The 20,709-nt window shown below is 40.3% G+C and carries 24 protein-coding genes; 16 read left to right on the top strand and 8 right to left on the bottom strand.

The features are described 5' to 3' along the window. Positions 1-18 precede the first annotated feature (18 nt). The 4 genes from rluB to MTF68_RS00955 form a co-directional block, all read right to left on the bottom strand. Entirely contained in the window at positions 19-888 is an 870-nt protein-coding gene (rluB, locus tag MTF68_RS00970) for a 23S rRNA pseudouridine(2605) synthase RluB (RefSeq protein WP_004587786.1), read from the bottom strand. Continuing rightward, positions 885-1,475 (bottom strand): SMC-Scp complex subunit ScpB, encoded by a 591-nt coding sequence (gene scpB / locus MTF68_RS00965; protein WP_024034031.1) that lies wholly within the window; start codon positions 1,473-1,475, stop codon positions 885-887. The genes rluB and scpB overlap by 4 nt, the downstream gene beginning before the upstream one ends. A 151-nt stretch (positions 1,476-1,626) precedes the next feature. Continuing rightward, positions 1,627-2,148: an EF-hand domain-containing protein gene (locus MTF68_RS00960; RefSeq protein ID WP_248461386.1), complete on the bottom strand. Its 522-nt coding sequence runs from the start codon at positions 2,146-2,148 to the stop codon at positions 1,627-1,629. A gap of 221 nt (positions 2,149-2,369) precedes the next feature. Beyond that, a complete protein-coding gene (locus MTF68_RS00955; RefSeq protein ID WP_004587783.1) occupies positions 2,370-2,801 on the bottom strand; it encodes a hypothetical protein in 432 nt (143 codons plus the stop codon). 241 nt (positions 2,802-3,042) lie between these two features. Here MTF68_RS00955 and xthA point away from each other — a divergent pair, with 241 nt between their 5' ends. The 3 genes from xthA to MTF68_RS00940 are packed head-to-tail and all read left to right on the top strand — an operon-like array spanning position 3,043 to position 5,299. Next, complete coding sequence (xthA, locus tag MTF68_RS00950; RefSeq protein ID WP_248461385.1) at positions 3,043-3,849, top strand: exodeoxyribonuclease III; 807 nt, start codon at positions 3,043-3,045, stop codon at positions 3,847-3,849. 5 nt (positions 3,850-3,854) lie between these two features. After that, complete coding sequence (locus MTF68_RS00945; RefSeq protein ID WP_024034028.1) at positions 3,855-4,502, top strand: energy-coupling factor ABC transporter permease; 648 nt, start codon at positions 3,855-3,857, stop codon at positions 4,500-4,502. Then, on the top strand, positions 4,499-5,299 hold the full coding sequence (locus tag MTF68_RS00940) for a putative RNA methyltransferase (protein ID WP_248461384.1): 801 nt from the start codon (positions 4,499-4,501) through the stop codon (positions 5,297-5,299). Before MTF68_RS00945 ends, MTF68_RS00940 begins: the two co-directional genes overlap by 4 nt. 132 nt (positions 5,300-5,431) lie before the next feature. Here the strand turns inward: MTF68_RS00940 and yfbV are convergent, their stop codons facing one another. Beyond that, positions 5,432-5,878, bottom strand: a complete 447-nt coding sequence (yfbV, locus tag MTF68_RS00935; RefSeq protein WP_024034026.1) for a terminus macrodomain insulation protein YfbV — start codon at positions 5,876-5,878, stop codon at positions 5,432-5,434. A gap of 300 nt (positions 5,879-6,178) precedes the next feature. Between yfbV and MTF68_RS00930 the strand changes: the two genes are divergently transcribed. The 7 genes from MTF68_RS00930 (at position 6,179) to MTF68_RS00900 (ending at position 12,834) form a co-directional block, all read left to right on the top strand. Beyond that, positions 6,179-7,393, top strand: a complete 1,215-nt coding sequence (locus tag MTF68_RS00930) for an acetate kinase (protein WP_248461694.1) — start codon at positions 6,179-6,181, stop codon at positions 7,391-7,393. Positions 7,394-7,395: 2 nt separating this feature from the next. Beyond that, complete coding sequence (gene pta, locus MTF68_RS00925) at positions 7,396-9,555, top strand: phosphate acetyltransferase (protein ID WP_004587777.1); 2,160 nt, start codon at positions 7,396-7,398, stop codon at positions 9,553-9,555. A 226-nt stretch (positions 9,556-9,781) separates the two neighbouring features. Beyond that, positions 9,782-10,171, top strand: coding sequence for an ACT domain-containing protein (locus MTF68_RS00920; protein WP_029772079.1), 390 nt, complete (start codon positions 9,782-9,784; stop codon positions 10,169-10,171). Further along, complete coding sequence (locus MTF68_RS00915; RefSeq protein ID WP_121637383.1) at positions 10,172-10,669, top strand: PTS glucose transporter subunit IIA; 498 nt, start codon at positions 10,172-10,174, stop codon at positions 10,667-10,669. A 4-nt stretch (positions 10,670-10,673) separates the two neighbouring features. Further along, positions 10,674-11,018 carry an ArsC family reductase gene (locus tag MTF68_RS00910; RefSeq protein ID WP_096739706.1) on the top strand — a complete coding sequence of 115 codons (345 nt, stop codon included), beginning with the start codon at positions 10,674-10,676 and terminating at the stop codon, positions 11,016-11,018. Continuing rightward, positions 11,018-12,148, top strand: a complete 1,131-nt coding sequence (gene dapE / locus MTF68_RS00905) for a succinyl-diaminopimelate desuccinylase (protein WP_248461383.1) — start codon at positions 11,018-11,020, stop codon at positions 12,146-12,148. Before MTF68_RS00910 ends, dapE begins: the two co-directional genes overlap by 1 nt. Beyond that, entirely contained in the window at positions 12,148-12,834 is a 687-nt protein-coding gene (locus MTF68_RS00900; RefSeq protein ID WP_248461382.1) for a M15 family metallopeptidase, read from the top strand. Before dapE ends, MTF68_RS00900 begins: the two co-directional genes overlap by 1 nt. Positions 12,835-12,853: 19 nt before the next feature. Here the strand turns inward: MTF68_RS00900 and MTF68_RS00895 are convergent, their stop codons facing one another. Then, a complete protein-coding gene (locus MTF68_RS00895; protein ID WP_248461381.1) occupies positions 12,854-13,726 on the bottom strand; it encodes a DMT family transporter in 873 nt (290 codons plus the stop codon). Positions 13,727-14,109: 383 nt separating this feature from the next. Here MTF68_RS00895 and MTF68_RS00890 point away from each other — a divergent pair, with 383 nt between their 5' ends. From MTF68_RS00890 to MTF68_RS00875, 4 genes are all read left to right on the top strand, one after another. Further along, positions 14,110-15,474, top strand: coding sequence for an adenine DNA methylase (locus MTF68_RS00890; protein WP_248461380.1), 1,365 nt, complete (start codon positions 14,110-14,112; stop codon positions 15,472-15,474). 8 nt (positions 15,475-15,482) lie between these two features. Beyond that, the gene (locus tag MTF68_RS00885; RefSeq protein ID WP_024032667.1) at positions 15,483-15,908 is read left to right on the top strand and encodes a YcfL family protein; all 426 of its coding nucleotides are present in this window, start codon (positions 15,483-15,485) and stop codon (positions 15,906-15,908) included. Between the two features lie 11 nt (positions 15,909-15,919). Beyond that, complete coding sequence (lpoB, locus tag MTF68_RS00880) at positions 15,920-16,537, top strand: penicillin-binding protein activator LpoB (RefSeq protein WP_024032666.1); 618 nt, start codon at positions 15,920-15,922, stop codon at positions 16,535-16,537. Positions 16,538-16,751: 214 nt separating this feature from the next. Next, on the top strand, positions 16,752-17,219 hold the full coding sequence (locus tag MTF68_RS00875; protein WP_248461378.1) for a glycine zipper 2TM domain-containing protein: 468 nt from the start codon (positions 16,752-16,754) through the stop codon (positions 17,217-17,219). Positions 17,220-17,303: 84 nt separating this feature from the next. Here the strand turns inward: MTF68_RS00875 and MTF68_RS00870 are convergent, their stop codons facing one another. Both MTF68_RS00870 and MTF68_RS00865 read right to left on the bottom strand, forming a co-directional pair. Further along, entirely contained in the window at positions 17,304-18,521 is a 1,218-nt protein-coding gene (locus MTF68_RS00870; protein WP_004587766.1) for a pyridoxal phosphate-dependent aminotransferase, read from the bottom strand. A 263-nt stretch (positions 18,522-18,784) separates the two neighbouring features. Continuing rightward, positions 18,785-19,129: an Hpt domain-containing protein gene (locus MTF68_RS00865; protein ID WP_004587765.1), complete on the bottom strand. Its 345-nt coding sequence runs from the start codon at positions 19,127-19,129 to the stop codon at positions 18,785-18,787. Positions 19,130-19,266: 137 nt separating this feature from the next. Here MTF68_RS00865 and MTF68_RS00860 point away from each other — a divergent pair, with 137 nt between their 5' ends. Together MTF68_RS00860 and MTF68_RS00855 are read left to right on the top strand one after the other, a co-directional pair. Further along, positions 19,267-19,863, top strand: coding sequence for a tRNA-uridine aminocarboxypropyltransferase (locus MTF68_RS00860; protein ID WP_248461377.1), 597 nt, complete (start codon positions 19,267-19,269; stop codon positions 19,861-19,863). Positions 19,864-19,879: 16 nt separating this feature from the next. After that, positions 19,880-20,662, top strand: a complete 783-nt coding sequence (locus MTF68_RS00855) for a CLCA_X family protein (RefSeq protein ID WP_248461376.1) — start codon at positions 19,880-19,882, stop codon at positions 20,660-20,662. Positions 20,663-20,709: the final 47 nt, after the last annotated feature.

The raw sequence follows: 20,709 nt of genomic DNA, 5'->3' as shown, positions 1-20,709 counted from the left end.
TATTACTACGGATTGGTATTACTTACGCTTAGTTTGTTTAACACGCTGGTTATGCTTTTTAACCGCTTTACGAATTTGGTTAATTTTAGCACGCTTGTCTTTGCGTTTTTCAGGCATAACCGACAGTTTAGTTTGTGTTTCGCGGCCTAATTTAACGGTTTTACGTAAATAGTTGACGGTTTCTAAATCAAGTTCAGCCCAGCCACCTTGAGGAAGGCGCTTATCTAGCTCTAATTTTCCGTAACGAATACGAATAAGTCGCGATACTTCTACATCCTGCGATTGCCATAAGCGGCGAACTTCGCGGTTACGTCCTTCGTTTAGCGTTACATTGTACCAACGGTTAATCCCTTCACCACCCAAAGATTTAACCGTTAAAAACTTAGCCGGCCCATCTTCAAGCTCTACGCCACGCGTTAGGTTTTTAATGGTTTCATTGGTCACTTCACCAAATACACGGGCTGAATATTCACGCTCAACTTCATAACTTGGGTGCATTAAGCGGTTCGCTAACTCACCATCGTTGGTAAATAACATTAAACCTGCCGTGTTAATATCTAGTCGACCAACAGCAATCCAACGCTCACCGTCTATGCGTGGTAAACGGTCAAAAACGGTACGACGTCCTTCAGGGTCTTTACGTGTACTTAACTCCCCTTCTGGCTTGTTGTACATAATTACACGACAAATACGGTCGGCTTTTTCTTCAATTTTTACGCTGTGGCCATCAACACGTATTAAGTCTGTTTCCTCAACACGGTCACCTAATTTAGCCACTTTACCATTAACACTAACGCGGTTTGCATCAATGTATTTTTCCATTTCACGTCGTGAGCCTACCCCTGCACGGGCTAGGACTTTTTGTAACTTTTCACCTTGAATACTCATTCGGATGGTTCTCTCACAGAAGGATCACTTAATAACTGGTTTATTTTACTTTCCTGTTGCGCTGGCAATGCAGGGAGTTCATCTAGACCGGTTAACGAAAAATAATCTAAAAATAATTTTGTTGTTGCATAAAGCGCTGGTTTACCAGGTACTTCTTTATGCCCTACTACTTTAACCCACTCTCGCTCAAGGAGGGTTTTAATAATTGCTGATCCGGTTGTTACACCTCGTACTTGCTCTATTTCACCACGCGTTATTGGTTGCCTGTAGGCAATTAACGACAATGTTTCTAGTAGTGCGCGAGAGTACTTAGGTGCCCGTTCTTGCCATAAATTACTAAGCCAAGGGCTTAAACTACTACACGCTTGAAAGCGATAGCCACTGCCTACTTCAACTAGCTTAATGCCACGTGTTTGATAGTGGGTGTGTATAGCGTCTATTGCAGTGTTAATTCGTGACATAGAAATAGCTAAATCAGCAAGTACAGTATCTTTTAAGTGGCGTTTGCTAACAGGTTTGTCTGCGACAAATATAGCCGCTTCAATGATCTCAATTAATTGTTCATCACTAATTCGACGACCCGCCATAATAATTTGCTTTGCCCTTTAAAATACGTAGCCATCTATTATGACAGAACATCGCAAAAGGGGGAAAATATATCTGCTTTTAAAACAAATTAAATGCACAAAAAAGCCAGCAATTAATGCTGGCTCTTATGTGTAGCGTATTTAGCTAATATTAGCTGTTTTTATAATGCTTTAGCGCATCATCTTCAGCAACGGCTTTACCGTATTTGCTAATGTAGCCTTTAAACTCACCTTTACTGATGCGCTTATCATTGTTGCCATCCATGTAACCAAAATGGTTTGAAATATCATCATCGTCAGCTTCTTCTACTGAGATGTAACCATTTCTGTCGTTATCTAAACTTCTAAAATCATTTTCGATTTTATCAAATTTAGCTATTTTAGCTTTAAATGCCGACTCACTTACTTCGCTATCAGTAGCTACCTTACCGGTATTTAATTGCATGTAAGTGTTAAATTCTTTACGACTGATCTCGTTATCCATATTGGTATCAATATTTGAAAAGTGGCCCCAGATGCTATTGTCATCTGCTTCTACTTTTGAAATATAACCATCACTGTCGTTATCTAAACTTGCAAAATCGCTATCGATTTTTTCAAGGCCTTGGTTTGAGGCACATGCGGCTAAACTTAACGAAGCTAAAATAGTTGTTGCGAGTGTTAACTTTTTCATAAGACGTATCCTTGTAGTTAGTAAATGTCACTTTAACTAATACAAGTCCAATGCCAAAGTGCACAAGCCGCCAACAATCAATAAGTTACGTGTATTTAGCTTATTTTATATACATTAATCAATTACTTAGCTTTGCAATGATTGCTGAATACCTTGTAATTTTTGCAAAAAAATACCCAGTACAAACTGGGCATTATTTTAATCTACATATTACCGCGCAATTAGATTGCTGCGTTTTGGTAACGCTTTACAAATTCAGTTACGTTTTGTCCGTTACACTTTAACGAGTTTAAGTTACCAATTTTTTGGCGAACAGGCGCAAGGCCTTGCTTTAACGCTGTGATACATAACTGTGTTTCTTGGTGTGCATCTTTTGCAAACACTTCAACTTTTGATTCAGCAGCTTGGTTAGACGTTACTTTTTTAGCAATGTCGCGAATATCTTGACCATTACATAAAACACTTTTAGAAAAACGCGATAAGTATACACCGTGTTGTGCTGCTTCTTTACGCGCTGCGCTAAAGCCTTCATTTGCACTTAATACACATAATTTAGATTCAAGTTTATTATCTTGGCTAAAGTAAGTGTTGCTTTTTGCTGATACAGACGCAGAGGCTAATAAAGCAGTAGCTAAAAGTAATTGTGTTTTCATGAGAGAGATCCTATTTGAACGACTAAACAAGTAATTTTTGCGCATTATATATTCAATAATTACGAGATCAATTGAATTTTTTATTTATTTAAATAATTAATAAAGCATTTACAATGTTTAAACTTTACGCACCAATTGATCAACATTTGCGCAGCTATTTTCTCATTTCGATCATGTTATGTAGGCTTATTTACTGATACAATTTAGTTATAAAAACAGAGTCTAATTAAAGGTAAATTTTATGAAGGTTATTTCTTTCAATATCAATGGTCTGCGAGCTCGCTTACACCAGTTACAAGCAATTATAGATAAACACCAGCCAGACATTATTGGTTTGCAAGAAATTAAAGTTCATGATGAGGCGTTCCCTCTCGAGGACGTACAAAAAATGGGTTACCACGTTTATTTTCATGGTCAAAAAGCGCACTACGGTGTGGCAATGTTATGCAAAAATGAGCCTAAATCGGTCTTAAAAGGTTTTGCCAGCGACACTGAAGAAGCACAAAAACGCATGATAAGTGTGACAGTTGAGCAAGAAAATGGCCGCGACCTAACGGTAATGAATGGTTATTTCCCACAAGGCGATAATATAAATCACGAAACAAAATTCCCTTATAAGCGCCAGTTTTACAAAGATTTAATGACCCATTTAGAAACAAACCACACGCCCGATGAAGATGTTATCGTTATGGGCGATATCAATATTTCGCCTACCGATTTAGATATTGGTATTGGTGAAGTAAACGCTAAACGCTGGCTTAAAACAGGTAAGTGCTCGTTTCAACCAGAGGAGCGCGAATGGCTTGCTAAATTATTAAATTGGGGCTTTAAAGATACCTTTAGAGAGCACAACCCTGATACAAGCGACAAATACTCGTGGTTTGATTATCGCTCTAAAGGGTTTGTAGATAATCGTGGCCTACGCATTGATGTTGTACTTGCTACCCATGCCCTTGCCGAGCGATGTATTGATACCGGCATAGATTACGAATTACGCGGCATAGAAAAGCCCTCTGACCATGCGCCAATTTGGTCAACCTTTAAATAATTGCTATGTTAACGCTTAAAATGCAAGGGCTACTTTGGGCCCTTGTTTTAATTATTACCTTTATAAGCGTAGAAAAAAATACCTATAAAGCACTTTATAAAACGCCTGCACGGCAAATAGGGGTACTTGCGTGTGCGTTAGTGTTTGCCATGTTATGGCAAATTAAAGCGGGTATTTTAAGCGGTCTTGATTTACACATTTTAGGTGTAACTGCCGCAACGCTAATTTTAGGGTGGCGCCTTGCTATTTTAAGTAGCCTGCTGGCTAGTGCCCTATTGGCGGCTTTTGCAAACATTGATCTTAATCTTTTGCCCATGCAAATACTGTTTGGTGCATTTATTCCTACATTATTAAGCTACCTTGGCTTTATAATGAGTTATCAGTATTTACCGCGTCACTTTTTTGTTTATATTTTTGTGTGCTCTTTTATATTGGCAGGCTTTATTGCATGTCTAAAAATAAGCTTAGGGGCTTTGTTTTATTTGCTTATAGGGCAATATAATTGGCAAGAATTGGCAGATAATTACGTATACCTAAGTGCTATCATTTGGTTTCCTGAGGCAATGCTTAACGGTATGGCCATTACGCTTTTGATCACTTACCGGCCACACTGGGTCAAAACTTTTTATGATAAGGACTACCTAGACTCATGAGTCTGCAATACCAATGCCCTTTATGTAACCACGCACTTTTAAAACATAATTCATCACTTCGATGTGACAATAATCACACCTTCGACTTTGCCAAAGAAGGCTATGTAAATTTACTACCGGTGCAACACAAAAACTCAAAGCAACCGGGTGATTCGCTCGAAATGGTACAAGCAAGGCGTGCTTTTTTAGAGCAAGGCTTTTACGCATTTTTACAGCACGCATTAAGTAATATAATTAGTGAGCGTAAACCAAACGTGCTAATAGATTTAGGCTGCGGCGAAGGATTTTATACTCATGCCATTGCCGATAAAATAGAGGCGCAGGTATACGGCGTCGATATTTCTAAATCAGCCGTAAAATATGCAGCAAAGCGATACCCACAATGTCATTTTAGCGTTGCATCAATTAGCCAGGCGCCTTTTAAGTCAGGCTCTGCTGACGTATTACTTAGTGTTTTTGCGCCTTTGTTTGAGCAAGAGCTGGCGCGTTTAGCAGCGCCAAATGCCACATTAGTAGTTGCAAGCCCAGGGCCGTGGCATTTAAAAGAGCTTAAAGAATATATTTATGCAGATGTAGCAAAACACACTGAAATTGACACGCCAAGCGGCTTTATAAAAGCAGATCAAAAGCTCATTACAGAGCAGGTTACGCTTAATTTTTCAGATATTAAAAATTTAATAATGATGACACCATTTGCGTGGAAATTTAGACCTGAACATTGGCAAACTCTTGAAGAAAAAGGCGCCCAAAGCGTCACCCTATCGTTTTACATTACCGAGTTTAGTAAAGCCGATTGATATTTTAATAACGAGTGTTTGTGAGGAAGTTACTGCCCGGCTATATTGAGTTAACTCATATGCTAGGGGGAGTGTTATAAATAAATGGAGCAAAGCGTGCGCTCTGCTCATACACTTATAGATAAACGCGCTCTAAAATTGTTCTTTAGTAAACGCTTTATCCATTTTATCAAACATGTCTTTTAATAAGTGTGCAAGCTCCATATAACGGGGCTTGTTTTCGCTTATTTGGGCTTGGTAGCCATTTGCCACCATTTTGGTATATAACTCGTTGTACCATTTTTGCATGCTCGGTTCTAATGGTGTTTCGGCTCGCTTACCTAACCAAAACAAACCTTGCAACGGCAACGACAAAAAAAACAATGCACTGGCAATCGCTTGGGGTAAAAAATCGGGGCCTAAATAGTTAAGCTGAAAAAATAACGTAAGCATGGCTAATATTGGCATTACAGTAATTGCCAGCTCGGTTGCCTTAATTACTTTAAATTCGTTAAACAACGGTGCTAACTCTTTACGCATAGGCCATTTTTTTGCATATGCCCTACCCGTTTGTAATTGTGACATCACACTTTTTTGCATCATGACTCCTCACATCTAAACTTTTAAACCCGTAGCGCCTGCTTGCCACTGCCTGTAAGTGTAACACAAATAAATAGCTTCACACTTTAGCAGTAAAAGTTATTGTTTTTGTATATATAAGCAACTAAACACTAAACTAAATTTATTAACTGGGTTAAAATACGCATCTTATAAATTAGACTTTAGTCGCTTTTTTATCACCTATATGGTGGCTAAGTTTACCTTTAATTTGCACCTTAAGTGTATTGTTCATATCTTAACGTACACTTACTAAATTTATTGTTTATGGAAACTGTATCTATGCCAACTACGCCCTCTAAATCACAACACGTTTTAGTATTAAACTGTGGTAGTTCGAGTTTAAAATTTGCCATTATTGATGCTGATAACGGGCATGAAATTATTTCGGGCTTAGCTGAACGCCTAGGTTCAGAAAATCCATCTATCAAATATAAATACCAAGGTAATAAAACCGTTATCACCTTAGCTGCTAATCAAGCGCATGGTGAAGCAATTAATACGCTTGTGAGCCTAATTAAAGATCACCACTTAGATGAGCATTTAATTGCCGTAGGCCATCGTGTTGTTCACGGTGGTGAACACTTTACTCAATCTGCATTAGTAGATGAAAAAGTCATTGCGGGTATTTCAGATGCTTCAAGCCTTGCCCCTTTACATGGTCATGCAAACTTACTGGGTATTTCATCAGCGCAGGCTTCGTTTGCTGGTTTGCCACAGGTTGCTGTTTTTGACACTGCATTTCATCAAACCATGGATAAAGTAGCCTACTTATATGCACTCCCTTACAAGCTATACACAGAGCACGGTGTTCGCCGTTACGGTATGCACGGCACAAGCCACTATTATGTAGCAGGCCAAACCGCTAAATTAATTAATAAGCCTGTTGAGCAAAGCAACTTTATTAGTGCGCATTTAGGTAATGGTTGTTCTGTGTGTGCAATTAAAGGCGGTAAAAGTGTAGATACTAGCATGGGCTTAACCCCGCTTGCTGGGTTAGTAATGGGCACCCGCAGTGGTGATATCGACCCTGGTTTATTTAACTTTTTAACGACACAACTTAATTATGATGCAAAACAAATCGACAACTTACTGAATAAAGAAAGTGGTTTGTTAGGTATTAGTGAACTGTCTAACGACTGCAGAACCATAGAAGAAGCCGCTGTAGCTGGCCATGAAAAAGCCGCCCTTGCGCTTGACATTTTTTGCTACCGCCTTGCTAAACAAATTGCCGCCTACATGGTGCCATTACAGCAGTTAGATGCGCTTATTTTTACCGGTGGTATAGGCGAAAACTCAGATATTATCCGCGAAAAAGTAATCACACAACTGGCGTTTTTAGGCTTAGATTGCGATAAACAAGCCAACTTAGATGCGCGATTTGGTAATGAAGGCATTATTAGCTCTGACAACGCGATCACTAAAGCGGTTGTAATGCCAACTAATGAAGAATGGGTAATAGCCCTTGATGCCGCTAACATTGTGAAGGAGCTTTAATTATGGCACGTCGTATTATGTTAATTCCGGTTTCTACGGGTGTTGGTTTAACATCTGTTTCTGTCGGGTTAGTGCGTGCGCTTGAGCAAAAAACCGTAAAAGTTAACTTTTTCAAGCCAATTGCCCAACCACGTACGGGTGAAACAGGCCCTGAAAAGTCGACTCAAATTATTATGCAAGGCTCATCAATTACCCCACCAACTCCCTTTGCATTAAGTTATGCAGAGCAAATGATTGGCGATGGTAAAGGCGATGATTTACTTGAAGAAATAGTAGAGCGCTTTGAAAGTAAAATTAACGATGACGAAGTGGCTATTATTGAAGGCATGGTGCCTACTCGTCGCCAACCTTATGCAGGGCGTGTAAACCGCGAAATAGCCCAAACTCTGGGTGCCGATATTGTATTTGTATTAACCCCTGGTAATTACACCATTACGCAAATTGAAGACCGTTTAGAAATTGCTGCTGGGTATTATGGTGGTATCGATCACCCGCGTGTTTTAGGCTGTATTTTTAACAAAGTGAATGCCCCGCTTGATGAAGAAGGCCGCGCCCGCGCTGATTTGGTCGATTCATACAAAGCTGAAGAGCTCGATAACGAATTAAACCGTTTAGCTTCTTTACCTATTTTTAGAAAAAACCCATTTATGCTGTTAGGCGCCATCCCGTGGGACTTTGATTTAGTTGCCCCGCGCGTTAAAGATTTAAGCGCGTATTTAAAAGCCACCATTATTAACGAAGGCGACATGCTACACCGTCGCTTACGCCGTATTACATTTTGTGCGCGTACCGTATCAAACATTTTGAACCACTTTACACCGGGCGCATTATTAGTCACCCCAGGCGATCGTTCAGATATTTTAGTCGCTGCGTGTTTGTCGGCCATGAACGGCACTAAAATTGGTGCTATTTTACTTACCGGTGGTTTTGAACCAGAGCCGCGTATAATGGCGCTGTGTGAACAAGCAATGCAAACAGGCTTGCCTATTTTAGCCACAGAGGCCGATACTTGGCGTACATCATTACTACTACATAATTTTAATATGGAAGTACCAAGCGATGATGACCAACGTATTGAAAAAGTAAAAGATCACAACGCAGAATATATCGATTCTGATTGGCTTGATACGCTTGCAAAAAATGTTGGCAAAACACGTAAGCTCTCTCCTCCTGCGTTTCGTTACTTACTTACAGATAAAGCCCGTAAAGCGGCTAAAACAGTGGTACTTCCTGAAGGAAATGAGCCGCGTACTATTAAAGCCGCGGCTATTTGTGGACAACGTGGTATTGCAAAAACAGTATTACTTGGCGATCGCGATGAAATAATGCGTATTGCCGAGCAACAAGGTATTGAGCTTAACGAACATGTAAGTATTGTTGAGCCAAAATCGGTGATTAACGACTATGTTGCACCTATGGTCGAAATTCGTAAAAGCAAAGGCTTAACAGAAGTCGTAGCACAAGAGCAATTACAAGATAATGTTGTACTGGGCACTATGATGCTTGAGCAAGGTAAAGTCGATGGCTTAGTATCTGGCGCTGTTAACACAACAGCTAATACAATTCGCCCACCGCTGCAGTTAATTAAAACCGCTCCAGGGTCATCACTTGTATCGTCTGTGTTTTTTATGCTGCTGCCCGACCAAGTACTGGTATACGGCGATTGTGCAATTAACCCCGACCCTAATGCAGAACAATTAGCAGATATCGCTATTCAGTCAGCCGACTCTGCAGCCGCGTTTGGCATAGAGCCACGTGTTGCCATGATAAGCTACAGCACAGGTACTTCTGGCTCTGGCGCCGATGTTGAAAAAGTGCGTGAAGCCACGCAAATTGCTCAACAAAAACGTCCTGATTTAATTATTGATGGGCCATTGCAATACGACGCTGCGATTATGGAAAATGTTGCTCTTAAAAAAGCACCAAATAGCCCAGTAGCCGGTAAAGCTACGGTATTTATTTTCCCAGACCTTAATACCGGTAACACAACCTACAAAGCCGTACAACGTAGTGCCGATCTAATCAGCATAGGGCCTATGCTACAAGGTATGCGAAAGCCCGTTAACGATTTAAGCCGTGGCGCATTAGTCGATGACATAGTGTACACCATTGCACTTACGGCTATTCAAGCAGCTCAAGTTGAAGCGCTCGAAAACGCCTAAATCAAACTAGTGCTTTTTATAGCCTAGCTAATATTTACTTATTAATTAGTTAGTTAGGCTATTTATACCTACCAATTCCCATACTTATCCACAGAAATTGTGGGTAAGTTTTAAATCCTTATTACCCACAGTCACACAGCCTTTATTTTAGTGGCTGTTACACCTTTAATTTAAAGCCAATAATCTATACTATTAACTGACTCTATACGCTGTTTGCAGGTTATTAATGTCAAAACAAACATTACAATTACACAGCACGCTGTTGTCAATTCATAGTTTAGAAGTGGATGCAGACATTCCTGTAGCGCTATTAAAATTACCCCTATTTTTTATTTCTAAAACTCACGATGAGCTTTCTATTGTTTGCCCTAGTCATTTTGCTATTGAGTGTTTAGATACAGAGCCTGATTGGCAAGCACTTGAAGTAGTTGGCCCGTTGGGGTTTTCTTTAACGGGGATTATGGCCAATATATCTGGCGTGCTTGCAAAGGCTAATATTTCTATTTTTTCTATCTCAACCTACGACACAGATTATATTTTGGTAAAAAAACACACTGCGCAGCAAGCCATCACTGCACTTAAAAAAGATGGCTACAATTTAGTAGTAGATCAATAAATGAGAGCAGCCTCTATCGAGTTTTTAGCGCAAAATAAGCTCCCCGCCAGCGCATTAAAAATTACCAGCCCCTTTAGCGGCAAAGTCATTGATTTGAACCTGCACCCTGAGCCCTTTTTTAAATTTTCTACCCTTGGGCCAACTATGTTGGTTGCATTAAGTAATCATAAAATTTTAGCGCCCTTTGATGGCACTTTAGTGCAGGTTAAAAATGCAGGATGTGAATTTATTCTCCAAGCAAATAACGGTTTAAAGGTTCTCATTAACTTGTCACTACCGGCGCAGCAGCCTATTACACACACACATATTGCACAGCTAAATGGCAGCAAAATAAGCAAAGGGCAGCGCTTAGCTTACTTTGATTTACGCGAACTTAAATCGCCCTTACTGGCCAGCTTAGTGCTATTAAATGGCCATAACTTAGGCACTTTTCATTATTCACACACGCACGTAAATGCGGGTGTAGACCCCCTTTTAACTATTATTAAGAAGAACTAAACCTATGATCACTCTTTACGGCATTAGTAATTGCGACACCATTAAAAAAGCCAAAAAATACCTCGCCGACAACAACATAGATTTTACCTTTCACGATTACCGAAAAGACGGTGTAAACGAGCAGCTTGTAAGCGAATTTGCTGAGCATATTGACTGGGAACAGTTAGTTAATAAGCGTGGTACAACCTATCGCGCACTCGCTGATGAGCAAAAGCAAAACCTAAACAAAGACACGGCTATTACATTACTTGTAGAGCAACCAGCTATGATCAAGCGCCCAGTGCTTGTAAATAACAACAGCTACCACTTAGGCTTTAAAGCTGCGCAATACGATGAGATATTTAAATAATGACACATGAAGTAATTGCACTTGCACAAGCGCTTATTCAGCGCGAGTCGGTAACCCCTGAAGATGCGGGTTGCCAATCAATGATGAACGAGCGTTTAAAAGCCCTAGGCTTTAATATCGAGTCGTTGTTTTTTACCGATACACTCAATACATGGGCCCGAAAAGGAAACGAGTCGCCACACTTTTGTTTTGCAGGCCATACCGATGTAGTCCCTACAGGACCTGCACAAAACTGGCAGCACCCGCCATTTTCAGGCTTAATTGAAGATGGTTTGCTGCATGGCCGAGGCGCAGCTGATATGAAGGGCTCTCTGGCGGCAATGCTTGTTGCTACTGAGCGCTTTGTGGCTAAAAACCCTGATCACAAAGGCTCTATCTCATTTTTAATTACCTCCGATGAAGAAGGCCCCTTTATCAACGGCACAACCAAAGTAATAGACACGCTTGAAGCACGCGGCGAAAAAATTGATATGTGCTTAGTGGGTGAGCCTTCATCGCGAGATGTACTCGGTGATGTAGTAAAAAATGGCCGTCGTGGCTCCCTTACTGGCTTTTTAAAAGTAAAAGGTGTGCAAGGCCATGTAGCCTACCCCCACTTAGCACAAAACCCAATTCATTTGGCTGCCCCCGCTATTACTGAACTTAGCCAAACCGTGTGGGACAACGGCAATGAATTTTTCCCTGCAACCAGCTTTCAGGTATCAAATATAAAGGGTGGCACGGGAGCCGGTAATGTCATACCGGGCGAGCTTGAGGTGCAATTTAATTTTAGATTTAGTACCGAAGTAACTCATCAGCAACTACAAGAACGGGTTAATGCTATTTTACAAACGCATGACTTAAACTACGAATTAAGCTGGATAGTAAACGGCTTGCCGTTTATAACCGAGCATGGCCCGTTAGTTGATGCCACCGTAAATGCGATTAAATCTGTCACGGGCTTAACCACTAACCTCGAAACCACCGGGGGTACGTCAGATGGGCGCTTTATAGCGCAAACAGGCGCAAAAGTGATTGAACTAGGCCCCCGCAACGCCACTATTCATAAAGTAGATGAATGTGTAAGCACCGATGATTTAATCGCTTTAGCTGATATTTACGAGCAAATTTTAGAGCAACTGTTAATCTAATGGCACTCGATACCAATACATTAGCAATGTGTATCACTGGACAAAGTGATACACACCTCACTGAGATTCAATCGCATCGGTTACATACTGATATTATTGATGACTTTTTAGCCCTGCAAAATGGCGCTAAAAATGCTGGCTTTGAGTTGACTATTGCCTCAAGTTTTCGCGATTTTAATCGCCAAGCTATGATTTGGAATAACAAGTTTTTAGGTATACGCCCTGTTTTTAATAAACAGCAACAGATAGTGGATTTAAGCCAACTAAATGAGCTGGAAAAATGCACGGCTATTATGCTCTACTCTGCCTTGCCAGGAGCTAGTCGGCATCATTTAGGAACCGACCTTGATGTGTATGATACCGCCGCAATTAACGATGACTATAAGCTGCAACTTACCCCTGATGAATATCAACATGGGGGACCATTTGCGCCACTCAGTCAGTGGCTTGATAAAAATCTAGCTAAATATGGTTTTTATCGCCCCTACAAACAGGATTTAGGCGGCGTAGCACCTGAACTTTGGCATATTAGCCATACTAAGCAATCTCAGCGGTTAGTAAGCACATTAAGCGAAGCGATGCTTTACGAATGTATAAGCAACAGCGATTTAGAGGGTAAGTCAGCTATTTTAGATAATTTACCCGCGCTATATAAACGTTTTATAACAAATGTAAGCCCGCCTTAATAGCGGGCTTTTCTTGGCATTACCGCGCTGTATGCTTATTTAATATAAACACCAATACCGAGCCAAGTATTAGTGAGCTTGCAATAATAAACTCCACTGTTACCTGCTCAGATAAAAACAACATACCTGCAATAGCAGCCAGTACAGGCACACATAACTGTAAGACCGCCGCTTGCGTGCTTTTTAGTAGTGGCATGGCCACATACCAAATACTGTAACCAATGCCTGATGCAATGGCGCCCGAAGCGCACGCTAGCAGCACCCCTTGCATACTTACTGTTTTTAAATAGCCTATTGCTACAAGTAATAAAACAGGAATAGCCACTAAGCTCCTAATAAAGTTAAAGGCGGTGGTACGCAGCGGCGATACACACGCTTTACCGCGTATACTGTAAACGCCCCATGCAACACCACTTAACGCCATAAGCGAGGCCCCTAACAAAGAAGGCACAGCGGCAGAGGGCAACATTAAATACACAAATCCAGCTAACGCGACAAAAAAAGCCCCCCACTGCAATTTACTCAGCTGCTCTTTTTTATATATGCCCCAACCAATCATGGTAAGTTGTACCGCCGAAAATAAAATAAGCGCACCGGTGCCTGTATCTAGCTCTATATAAGCAATTGAAAAACAAAGTGCATATACCAATAAACTAATACTGCTTCGCCAACTTCCGGTATCACTTAAAATAGCGTCATTAAGCGCGCCCTTACGCTTAAGGTTATACGTATATATAGCCATAATTAAGCCTAAACACACGGCACCACTTACGAGCCTGATAATTGTAAAATTCCACGCATCAATATAACCTTGCGCTAACGCCATACGACAAAGTAAAGAATTTGCCGCAAAGGCTATTAATGCAACGAGGGTGTATAAAGTGGCTTTCAAAATCGCTCCTTAACTAAAACCTTATAATGAGATGCTTTAAATTGACTTGCTCAGCCAGCGCTGTATTTAAACAGCTGAGCCATTTAGCTGTAAAGCGGCATTGTTGTAATTACTTTAACTTTATTCTCAGCATTATAACTTTATATACTGCTAAATTACTGTAATTACGCATCTACCCTCTGGTATTCACAAGCTATTCATGATGATTTGCCTACCTTAAATACACGTAATTTAACTAACTCGCGCTGACCTTAGGGAGAATAGTTTTTAAATCCTCACAGGTCTATATGCCCTAAAGTAGGCTACGCTTTTTTACACTATTTCACACAAATCCAAAACCAGAGTATGTTAATCTTTAAAACCTAACTATATAGGAGTGCTCAGTGCGCCAAAGTATAATTTTAAGTGTTTGTTTTATATTAAGTGGATGCAGCACCATAGGCTTTAATGATTTATTTAACGACTATGCAAGCCAAATGACGCCTGTAAGAAACGCAATTAAAAATAACAATATTGAACAGGCTCAATCACTTATTGCCAACAATAGTAAGTTACACAGTAGCTATTTACTTAACCAATTAGAGCAAGCCCGTTTAAAAGACCTTGCTAACGAGCAAAGTCTTTCACAACAACAATTTGAAAATGTATACGCCCAGGTACAAACAAAACGAGAAGCAGCAAAAATTCAATTAAGTGCAGGGCTTGAACAAAGTAACGCCTTATTCACTAACGACTCTGCTATTACCTATGTACCACCGGCATATGAAATGAGCATGCTACATAGCTACAAAGCACTTAATTATGTATACAACAGTGATTTAGAAGGCGCCTTGGTTGAAATACGTCGCGCTAACAAAGTACAAGTCGATGCACTTGCAGATAATAAAACACAAATAAACGACACAATAGAGCAAGCACAACAGCATTACCCAAGTATGAGTAATGTGACACGCGGTATTAAAAATGGTTTTCAAAATGCCTTTACGTTTTATTTATCTGCACTGTTGTACCAAAGTGATAAACAATACGATGATGCCTACATTGATTATAAAAAAGCATTAGAGATTCAACCTGATAATCACTACTTACAGCAAGATGTAATTCGATTAGCTAAAAAGCAAGGTTTTAACCAAGATTTAGAAGAGTTTGAGCGCCGCTTTAGCCCATTAAAGCCCCTTCATGCTAATCACGGTGAAGTGGTTATATTGGTTGAACAAGGCTTAGTGCCTAAACAAGATGAATTTAAATTACGCTTGCCTATTTATACATCAGGTGGCGATGCGCGTTTTTACAGTTTAGCAATGCCGGTTTATAAAGATAATGCGTTTATAGCTAATATTAATGGCGTAAATATAGGTTCGCAAAATTTAGAGCTCAACCCGTTAGTGCATATAGAAGCATTAGCGGCTAAAACATTAGAGCAACAAATACCGGCTCGCGTATCTAGGCAAGTATTACGCTTAGTAGCCAAAGAAAAAGTGCGCGCAGAGCTTGCACGTAGCACAGGCGATGTAGGCAATATTATTGCTAATATTTATAATTTGGCGTCTGAGCAGGCTGATACACGCAGTTGGCTTACTTTACCTAATCAAATAAGCATGGCTCGTAGCAGTTTAAATGCAGGGTCGCATACACTTTTAATAGGCAACCATGCGCCTATTAATTTTACCGTTAGTAAGCAAGGGTTAACCTTAATTTACCTAACCTCTATTAATAACTATTTTAACTACCATGTGGTTCAACTCTAGGAGTCATCATGAAATATACTTTGCCATTAGTGGCTGCATTAATGCTTGGGGCATGTGCAAGCCAACCTGATACATCAGGCATTTCGGTTGAGCAAAGCAAAAATACATTTAACGAGCAGTTACATGTTGATAATCCAGCTCTAGGTGAAAAGCTTGCCATTACCGATGTTAAAACACGCCAAACAAACCAGTTAACCGACGTGGTAGTAACACTAAGCAGCCAATATAAAAAGTCGCAATATTTACAGTATCAGTTTAATTGGTACGACAAAGACGGGTTTGTAATTAAAGGAAACCACTCACCTTGGCAAGCCTTAACACTGTTTGGTTTTTCTAAAACACAATTACCCGGCTTAGCGCCAACACCGGATGCAGTTACATTTTCGCTCGCTGTAAGAGAAGTGTCTACCGACGCACAAGAATTTAAAGAATAAGGGTTATAAAAATGATCACTACACAATTTAAAACGTTATCGAGTTATGCAGTTATTGGCCTCAGCGCACTCATTTTAAGCGGTTGTGCCAATAAAGCCGTAGTTAGTTATGGCGACGCGCAAGCAGTAGAAACCACCGATATAAACTTTGGCTCTACCGATTTACAAAAAGTAGCCAGCCAAATGACCGACTCACTACTTAGCTCGCCGGTTATTGGCACAATGACCCAAAACAAACGCCCTGTGGTATTTGTTGAGCGCATTAAAAATAAAACCAGTGAACACATAGACACTGAATCTATTACCGACTCAATCTCTACGCAACTATTGCGCAGCGGTAAGTTTCGTTTTGTTGACATGACCCGTGTTGAATCAGTACGTGAGCAGCTTAACTTTCAAAACGAAGATGCCCTTGTAAACCCTGCCACCGCAGTTGCCTTTGGTAAACAAATTGGTGCGCAATACATGCTGTACGGCAACTTATCGAGCATTGTTAAATCAAATGCTGATAAATCAGATGTGTATTACAAATTTACAATGCGCTTAATGGATATGCAAAGCGGTCTAGTCGAGTGGGCAGACGAAACTGAAATTCGTAAAACGAAAGAAAAATCGACATTTGGTTGGTAATAATACCAATTAGCTTAATTAACTGATCTATTTTGAGGCTGGATAAACGCGTTGATACCTAGGGAAAATTGCTATTTATTTGTTTTAAATGAGAATCTTTAACGCAAGTAGCGACACGTTTAGCCGCAAAATGATTAAGTATTTTTCACATTGGTATACATTTCCACGCAAAGGCAAAAATATTGCCTTTGCGTAACACCATCAGGAGACACCTATGAAAGCCTTAACCATAGCAATGTGTGCATTGCTTACACTCAGTGCACCAAGTTTTGCTAACTATGAGCGAAACATAGCCGTGCCTGTACAACAGGTTTTATTTGGCGATGTAAAATCTGTACGTAAAATTACCGAACAAGAGCTTGTTCAAGACAAAAACAATGGCTGGAAAACCTTTGGCGGCGCCCTACTCGGGGGTGTTGTCGGTAATCAATTTGGTGGTGGGAGCGGTCGTACCGTCGCCACTATTTTAGGCTCAGTCATTGGCGGAAGCGTGGCGCATAATAATCAGCAAAAAAGCTATTATAAGCAAACGCACCTAGTAGAATTATTGATTCAGGTAGAAAACGGCGATCAATACATGGTGGTACAAGACCAAGACCAGTCAATGCGCTTTAGTAAAGGTGATAACGTACGGTTGGTCTATTTAAGTGATAATACCGTAAGAGTTGACCGCGCGTACTAATAAACCCGTATCAGCGGTATCGCGTAAATAAAAAACGAGCTATTTAAGCTCGTTTTTTATTTACAGCGCGTTAGTTCGAATTAACTAAACTTGGCGATAGTCTTTAAAAAAGCGCTGCATTTTAAGCATCGCACTCGATAAATCGTCTTTATTAGGTAAAAACACTAACCTAAAGTGATCAGGCTCTGGCCAATTAAATGCACGCCCATGCACTAATAATATTTTTTCTGCTTTTAGTAAATCAAACATCATTTTTTCATCATCAGTGACATTAAAATGAGCCGTGTCTACTTTAGCAAACGCGTAAAGCGCCCCTTTTGGCTTTTTACAGCTTATCCCTTCAATAGCATTAAGCCCACGCCAAGCAATATCGCGCTGAACATATAATCGCCCGCCTGGGTCGATTAAGCTATCTATTGATTGCACGCCCCCTAGCGCTTGTTGTATCGCATACTGGGCGGGTACATTGGCACACAAACGCATAGACGATAAAATATCTAGCCCTTTGCGTAAATCTTCCATTGCAGAAGTACGCCCGCTTAGTACCATCCAGCCCATTCGAATACCCGCTGCACGGTAGGTTTTAGCTAAGCCATTAAAGGTAATAATGGGCACATCGTCGCATAGCGCACCAATTGAGGTGTGGGTGATGCCATCGTATAAAATCTTTTCGTAAATTTCATCGCTAAGCAATAACAGCTTATGCTCGCGCGCCACATTAATTAGCTCTAAAAGTAAATCGTCACTATAAACCGCGCCGGTTGGGTTATTAGGGTTAATTAGTACGAGCGCTTTTGTTTTAGACGTAATTTTACTTTTTATATCAGCAATATCCGGAAACCAATCTTGCTCTTCATCACATAAATAATGAACAGGGTTGCCCCCTGCTAATTTAACTGACGCGGTCCACAGTGGGTAATCAGGCGCAGGAATAAGCACTTCATCATCGTTATTTAATAACGCTTGGGTGATCATTTGGATAAGCTCGCTCACCCCATTACCAATATAAATATTATCTACATCTAGGTTATGCAAACCTCGTTGCTGGTAATGCTGATAAACCGCTACACGGGCTGAATATAGCCCCTTAGAGTCGCAGTAGCCTTGGGCCGAATACAAATTACGAATAATATCGCGGTGCATGTCCTCTGGCATATCAAAACCAAACGCCGCAGGGTTACCAATATTAAGCTTTAGTACCTTTTGACCTTCGTCTTCCATTTTTTTGGCTTGCGCTAAAACCGGTCCACGAATGTCATAACATACACCTTCTAATTTGTGACTCTTTTTAATATCTGACATTTTTACCTCTTTGGGGCGAACTGGCTTTATGGAAAAAAATAATTAACTAGGAGTGGGTTTGTTCAATGCGAGGGTTATAACCTAATGGGCTCGGTAAAATTGTGTTACTAGCCCAAGGGTGGCCCTTGGGCAATGCGTGATCAAATTTATTATCGAGAGGCCAAACACGCCCTAGTAAAGTCTAAGACTACCCTAGTACAGGCGTAAAATGCCAGCGTAATTAGTTGCTTAATACTGAAATAAATTCACGTTAACAAATAATGTTAATTAGACTCTACCCACGCTCTTAATTGGGCCTGCGAACCACTTACTTGCGCCAATAAATCTGTAGATGCCGTAACAGCTTGCGCTAAGTTATCTTGATTTAGATTAAGCTCAATATCACGGGCTACATCAGATAAACTCGTGGCACCAAACTGAGCCGCGTTCGATTTTAAACTATGGGCATGACGAATCGCCGCTTCTTTATCGTTACCAATGGTTGCAATTACTTCATTACCAAGGCGCTCAAATTCACTGCAGCAAAATTCAAGTGTATCTTTAAACTGCTCACCAAGTAACGACTGCATACTTTCTAAAGCAGCCTCATCTATTTGTACTTCTGTCATATTTTAAGCCCTTCTAAACATTCCGTGTCATTTTATAATTAATAGTATTACTCTATATCTATGCGTAAAAAAATCCAACTTTATTACTTTATAAATGTATAATTATCAAAATACACTCGCAATAAAAAGTTTAATTAATGACTCGCCAAGTTTGTGAACGCTGTTTGTTTACGCCCTCTACCTGTATATGCGGGGCCATTAAACGTTTAACAAATAAAGTTAGCGTGGTTATTCTACAACACCCCAGTGAAGAAAAAATAGCGAAAAACACGGCAAAATTGCTTAATTTGAGCCTAACTGACTGCAAAATAATCAAAGGGGAAAATAACACAGACTTTGCCATGCTCAACTCTTTACCTGTGGAGTCTACGGTACTGCTTTACCCTAATGAGCACGCCACCAACTTAGATGATACAAACCCAAAGCCAGCCTTAAGTAAAATTACGCACTTAATCGTGATTGATGGCACCTGGAAAAAAGCCTATAAAATTTTGCAGCTGACCCCGCTACTCACTAAATTTAAAACAGTGAGCTTTAAGCAGTTACCGCAAAACCGTTACGCTATTAGAAAAGCCCCTAGAGCCGATAGCCTTTCAACACTTGAGGCCGTTGCACATAGTTTGTTGTTAATAGAGCAGCTAAACCCTGCCCCGCTTTACAATTTATTAGACGAATTAATACAAAAACAAACCCAACACATGCCCGAACACGTAAAAGCACGTTACTTAAATTAGCCACGATTAAACGTAAATGCGTAATTACCCAAACAGATTAAAACGCGGATTCACTCGTAAAGGGCCAGACTACCGCTTTGACGACCAAGTTGACTTTAGTGATATTAGAGACACCTTTGGCTTTAGATCTATGGTTGTAGGAAAATGGGTAACCAAAGAAGAGCATTTTATTAGTGCAAACTTAATTTACGATGCCCTCGCCGACCTTGCTCAAATATTACATTTACCGCCCAAAGCTATTGGCCTGCGCGGCAAACTAAATTTTGACTTTGGGCATGGCGGTCAAAAAGGCGTACAAGCGCATTATAACGCAGCTTCACAAACCCTTGCTTTAGCTAAAAATGCGGGCGGTGGCGCATTGGCTCACGAATGGTTTCATGCGTTTGATCATCATATAAGCGAGCATTTATTTAATGCAAAACCTCGCTTTGGGTTTGCCTCAAAGCTGTGGCTTGCAAATACGCCAAATTTATCGCACCCACTTAATAGTGCGCTAAACGATTTTTACAAAAACGTGTTTTTAGATTTAAATGGGGAAGATGCGAATGAATTTGTACAAACGTGCATAAAACACGACCAAGCGCATAACATGAACTACATGAGTATGCCTGAGGAGCTTGCAGCACGCTGCTTTGAAGCCTGCATAGAGGCGAACAGCACAATAAAAAATAGCTTTTTGGTTAGTGGCTTAAAAAGCAGTAATTTAATTTACCCTGATAATGAGCATATTAATAAAGCAAACAAAGCCCTTAATAAGTATTTTGAACTACTAGGCTATGCACTTCATAACTCAAAATAACCCACAAGCTACCTTGTAAACTTTATTTACGTGAAAAATCTTATATT

It is taken from the genome of Pseudoalteromonas sp. 2CM37A (genome assembly GCF_023161885.1).
Classification (GTDB): domain Bacteria; phylum Pseudomonadota; class Gammaproteobacteria; order Enterobacterales; family Alteromonadaceae; genus Pseudoalteromonas; species Pseudoalteromonas atlantica.
This window is presented reverse-complemented; position numbering and strand designations above follow the sequence as displayed.

Coding starts and splice junctions, on each gene's coding strand:
- MTF68_RS00910 (WP_096739706.1), top strand. CDS start 10,674: ATGATCACTCTTTACGGCATTAGTAATTGCGACACCATTAAAAAAGCC.
- MTF68_RS00920 (WP_029772079.1), top strand. CDS start 9,782: ATGTCAAAACAAACATTACAATTACACAGCACGCTGTTGTCAATTCAT.
- MTF68_RS00940 (WP_248461384.1), top strand. CDS start 4,499: ATGAGTCTGCAATACCAATGCCCTTTATGTAACCACGCACTTTTAAAA.
- MTF68_RS00885 (WP_024032667.1), top strand. CDS start 15,483: ATGAAATATACTTTGCCATTAGTGGCTGCATTAATGCTTGGGGCATGT.
- MTF68_RS00870 (WP_004587766.1), bottom strand. CDS start 18,521: ATGTCAGATATTAAAAAGAGTCACAAATTAGAAGGTGTATGTTATGAC.
- MTF68_RS00960 (WP_248461386.1), bottom strand. CDS start 2,148: ATGAAAAAGTTAACACTCGCAACAACTATTTTAGCTTCGTTAAGTTTA.
- rluB (WP_004587786.1), bottom strand. CDS start 888: ATGAGTATTCAAGGTGAAAAGTTACAAAAAGTCCTAGCCCGTGCAGGG.
- pta (WP_004587777.1), top strand. CDS start 7,396: ATGGCACGTCGTATTATGTTAATTCCGGTTTCTACGGGTGTTGGTTTA.
- dapE (WP_248461383.1), top strand. CDS start 11,018: ATGACACATGAAGTAATTGCACTTGCACAAGCGCTTATTCAGCGCGAG.
- MTF68_RS00915 (WP_121637383.1), top strand. CDS start 10,172: ATGAGAGCAGCCTCTATCGAGTTTTTAGCGCAAAATAAGCTCCCCGCC.
- xthA (WP_248461385.1), top strand. CDS start 3,043: ATGAAGGTTATTTCTTTCAATATCAATGGTCTGCGAGCTCGCTTACAC.
- MTF68_RS00900 (WP_248461382.1), top strand. CDS start 12,148: ATGGCACTCGATACCAATACATTAGCAATGTGTATCACTGGACAAAGT.
- MTF68_RS00955 (WP_004587783.1), bottom strand. CDS start 2,801: ATGAAAACACAATTACTTTTAGCTACTGCTTTATTAGCCTCTGCGTCT.
- MTF68_RS00860 (WP_248461377.1), top strand. CDS start 19,267: ATGACTCGCCAAGTTTGTGAACGCTGTTTGTTTACGCCCTCTACCTGT.
- MTF68_RS00945 (WP_024034028.1), top strand. CDS start 3,855: ATGTTAACGCTTAAAATGCAAGGGCTACTTTGGGCCCTTGTTTTAATT.
- lpoB (WP_024032666.1), top strand. CDS start 15,920: ATGATCACTACACAATTTAAAACGTTATCGAGTTATGCAGTTATTGGC.
- MTF68_RS00875 (WP_248461378.1), top strand. CDS start 16,752: ATGAAAGCCTTAACCATAGCAATGTGTGCATTGCTTACACTCAGTGCA.
- MTF68_RS00855 (WP_248461376.1), top strand. CDS start 19,880: ATGCGTAATTACCCAAACAGATTAAAACGCGGATTCACTCGTAAAGGG.
- MTF68_RS00865 (WP_004587765.1), bottom strand. CDS start 19,129: ATGACAGAAGTACAAATAGATGAGGCTGCTTTAGAAAGTATGCAGTCG.
- scpB (WP_024034031.1), bottom strand. CDS start 1,475: ATGGCGGGTCGTCGAATTAGTGATGAACAATTAATTGAGATCATTGAA.
- MTF68_RS00930 (WP_248461694.1), top strand. CDS start 6,179: ATGCCAACTACGCCCTCTAAATCACAACACGTTTTAGTATTAAACTGT.
- yfbV (WP_024034026.1), bottom strand. CDS start 5,878: ATGCAAAAAAGTGTGATGTCACAATTACAAACGGGTAGGGCATATGCA.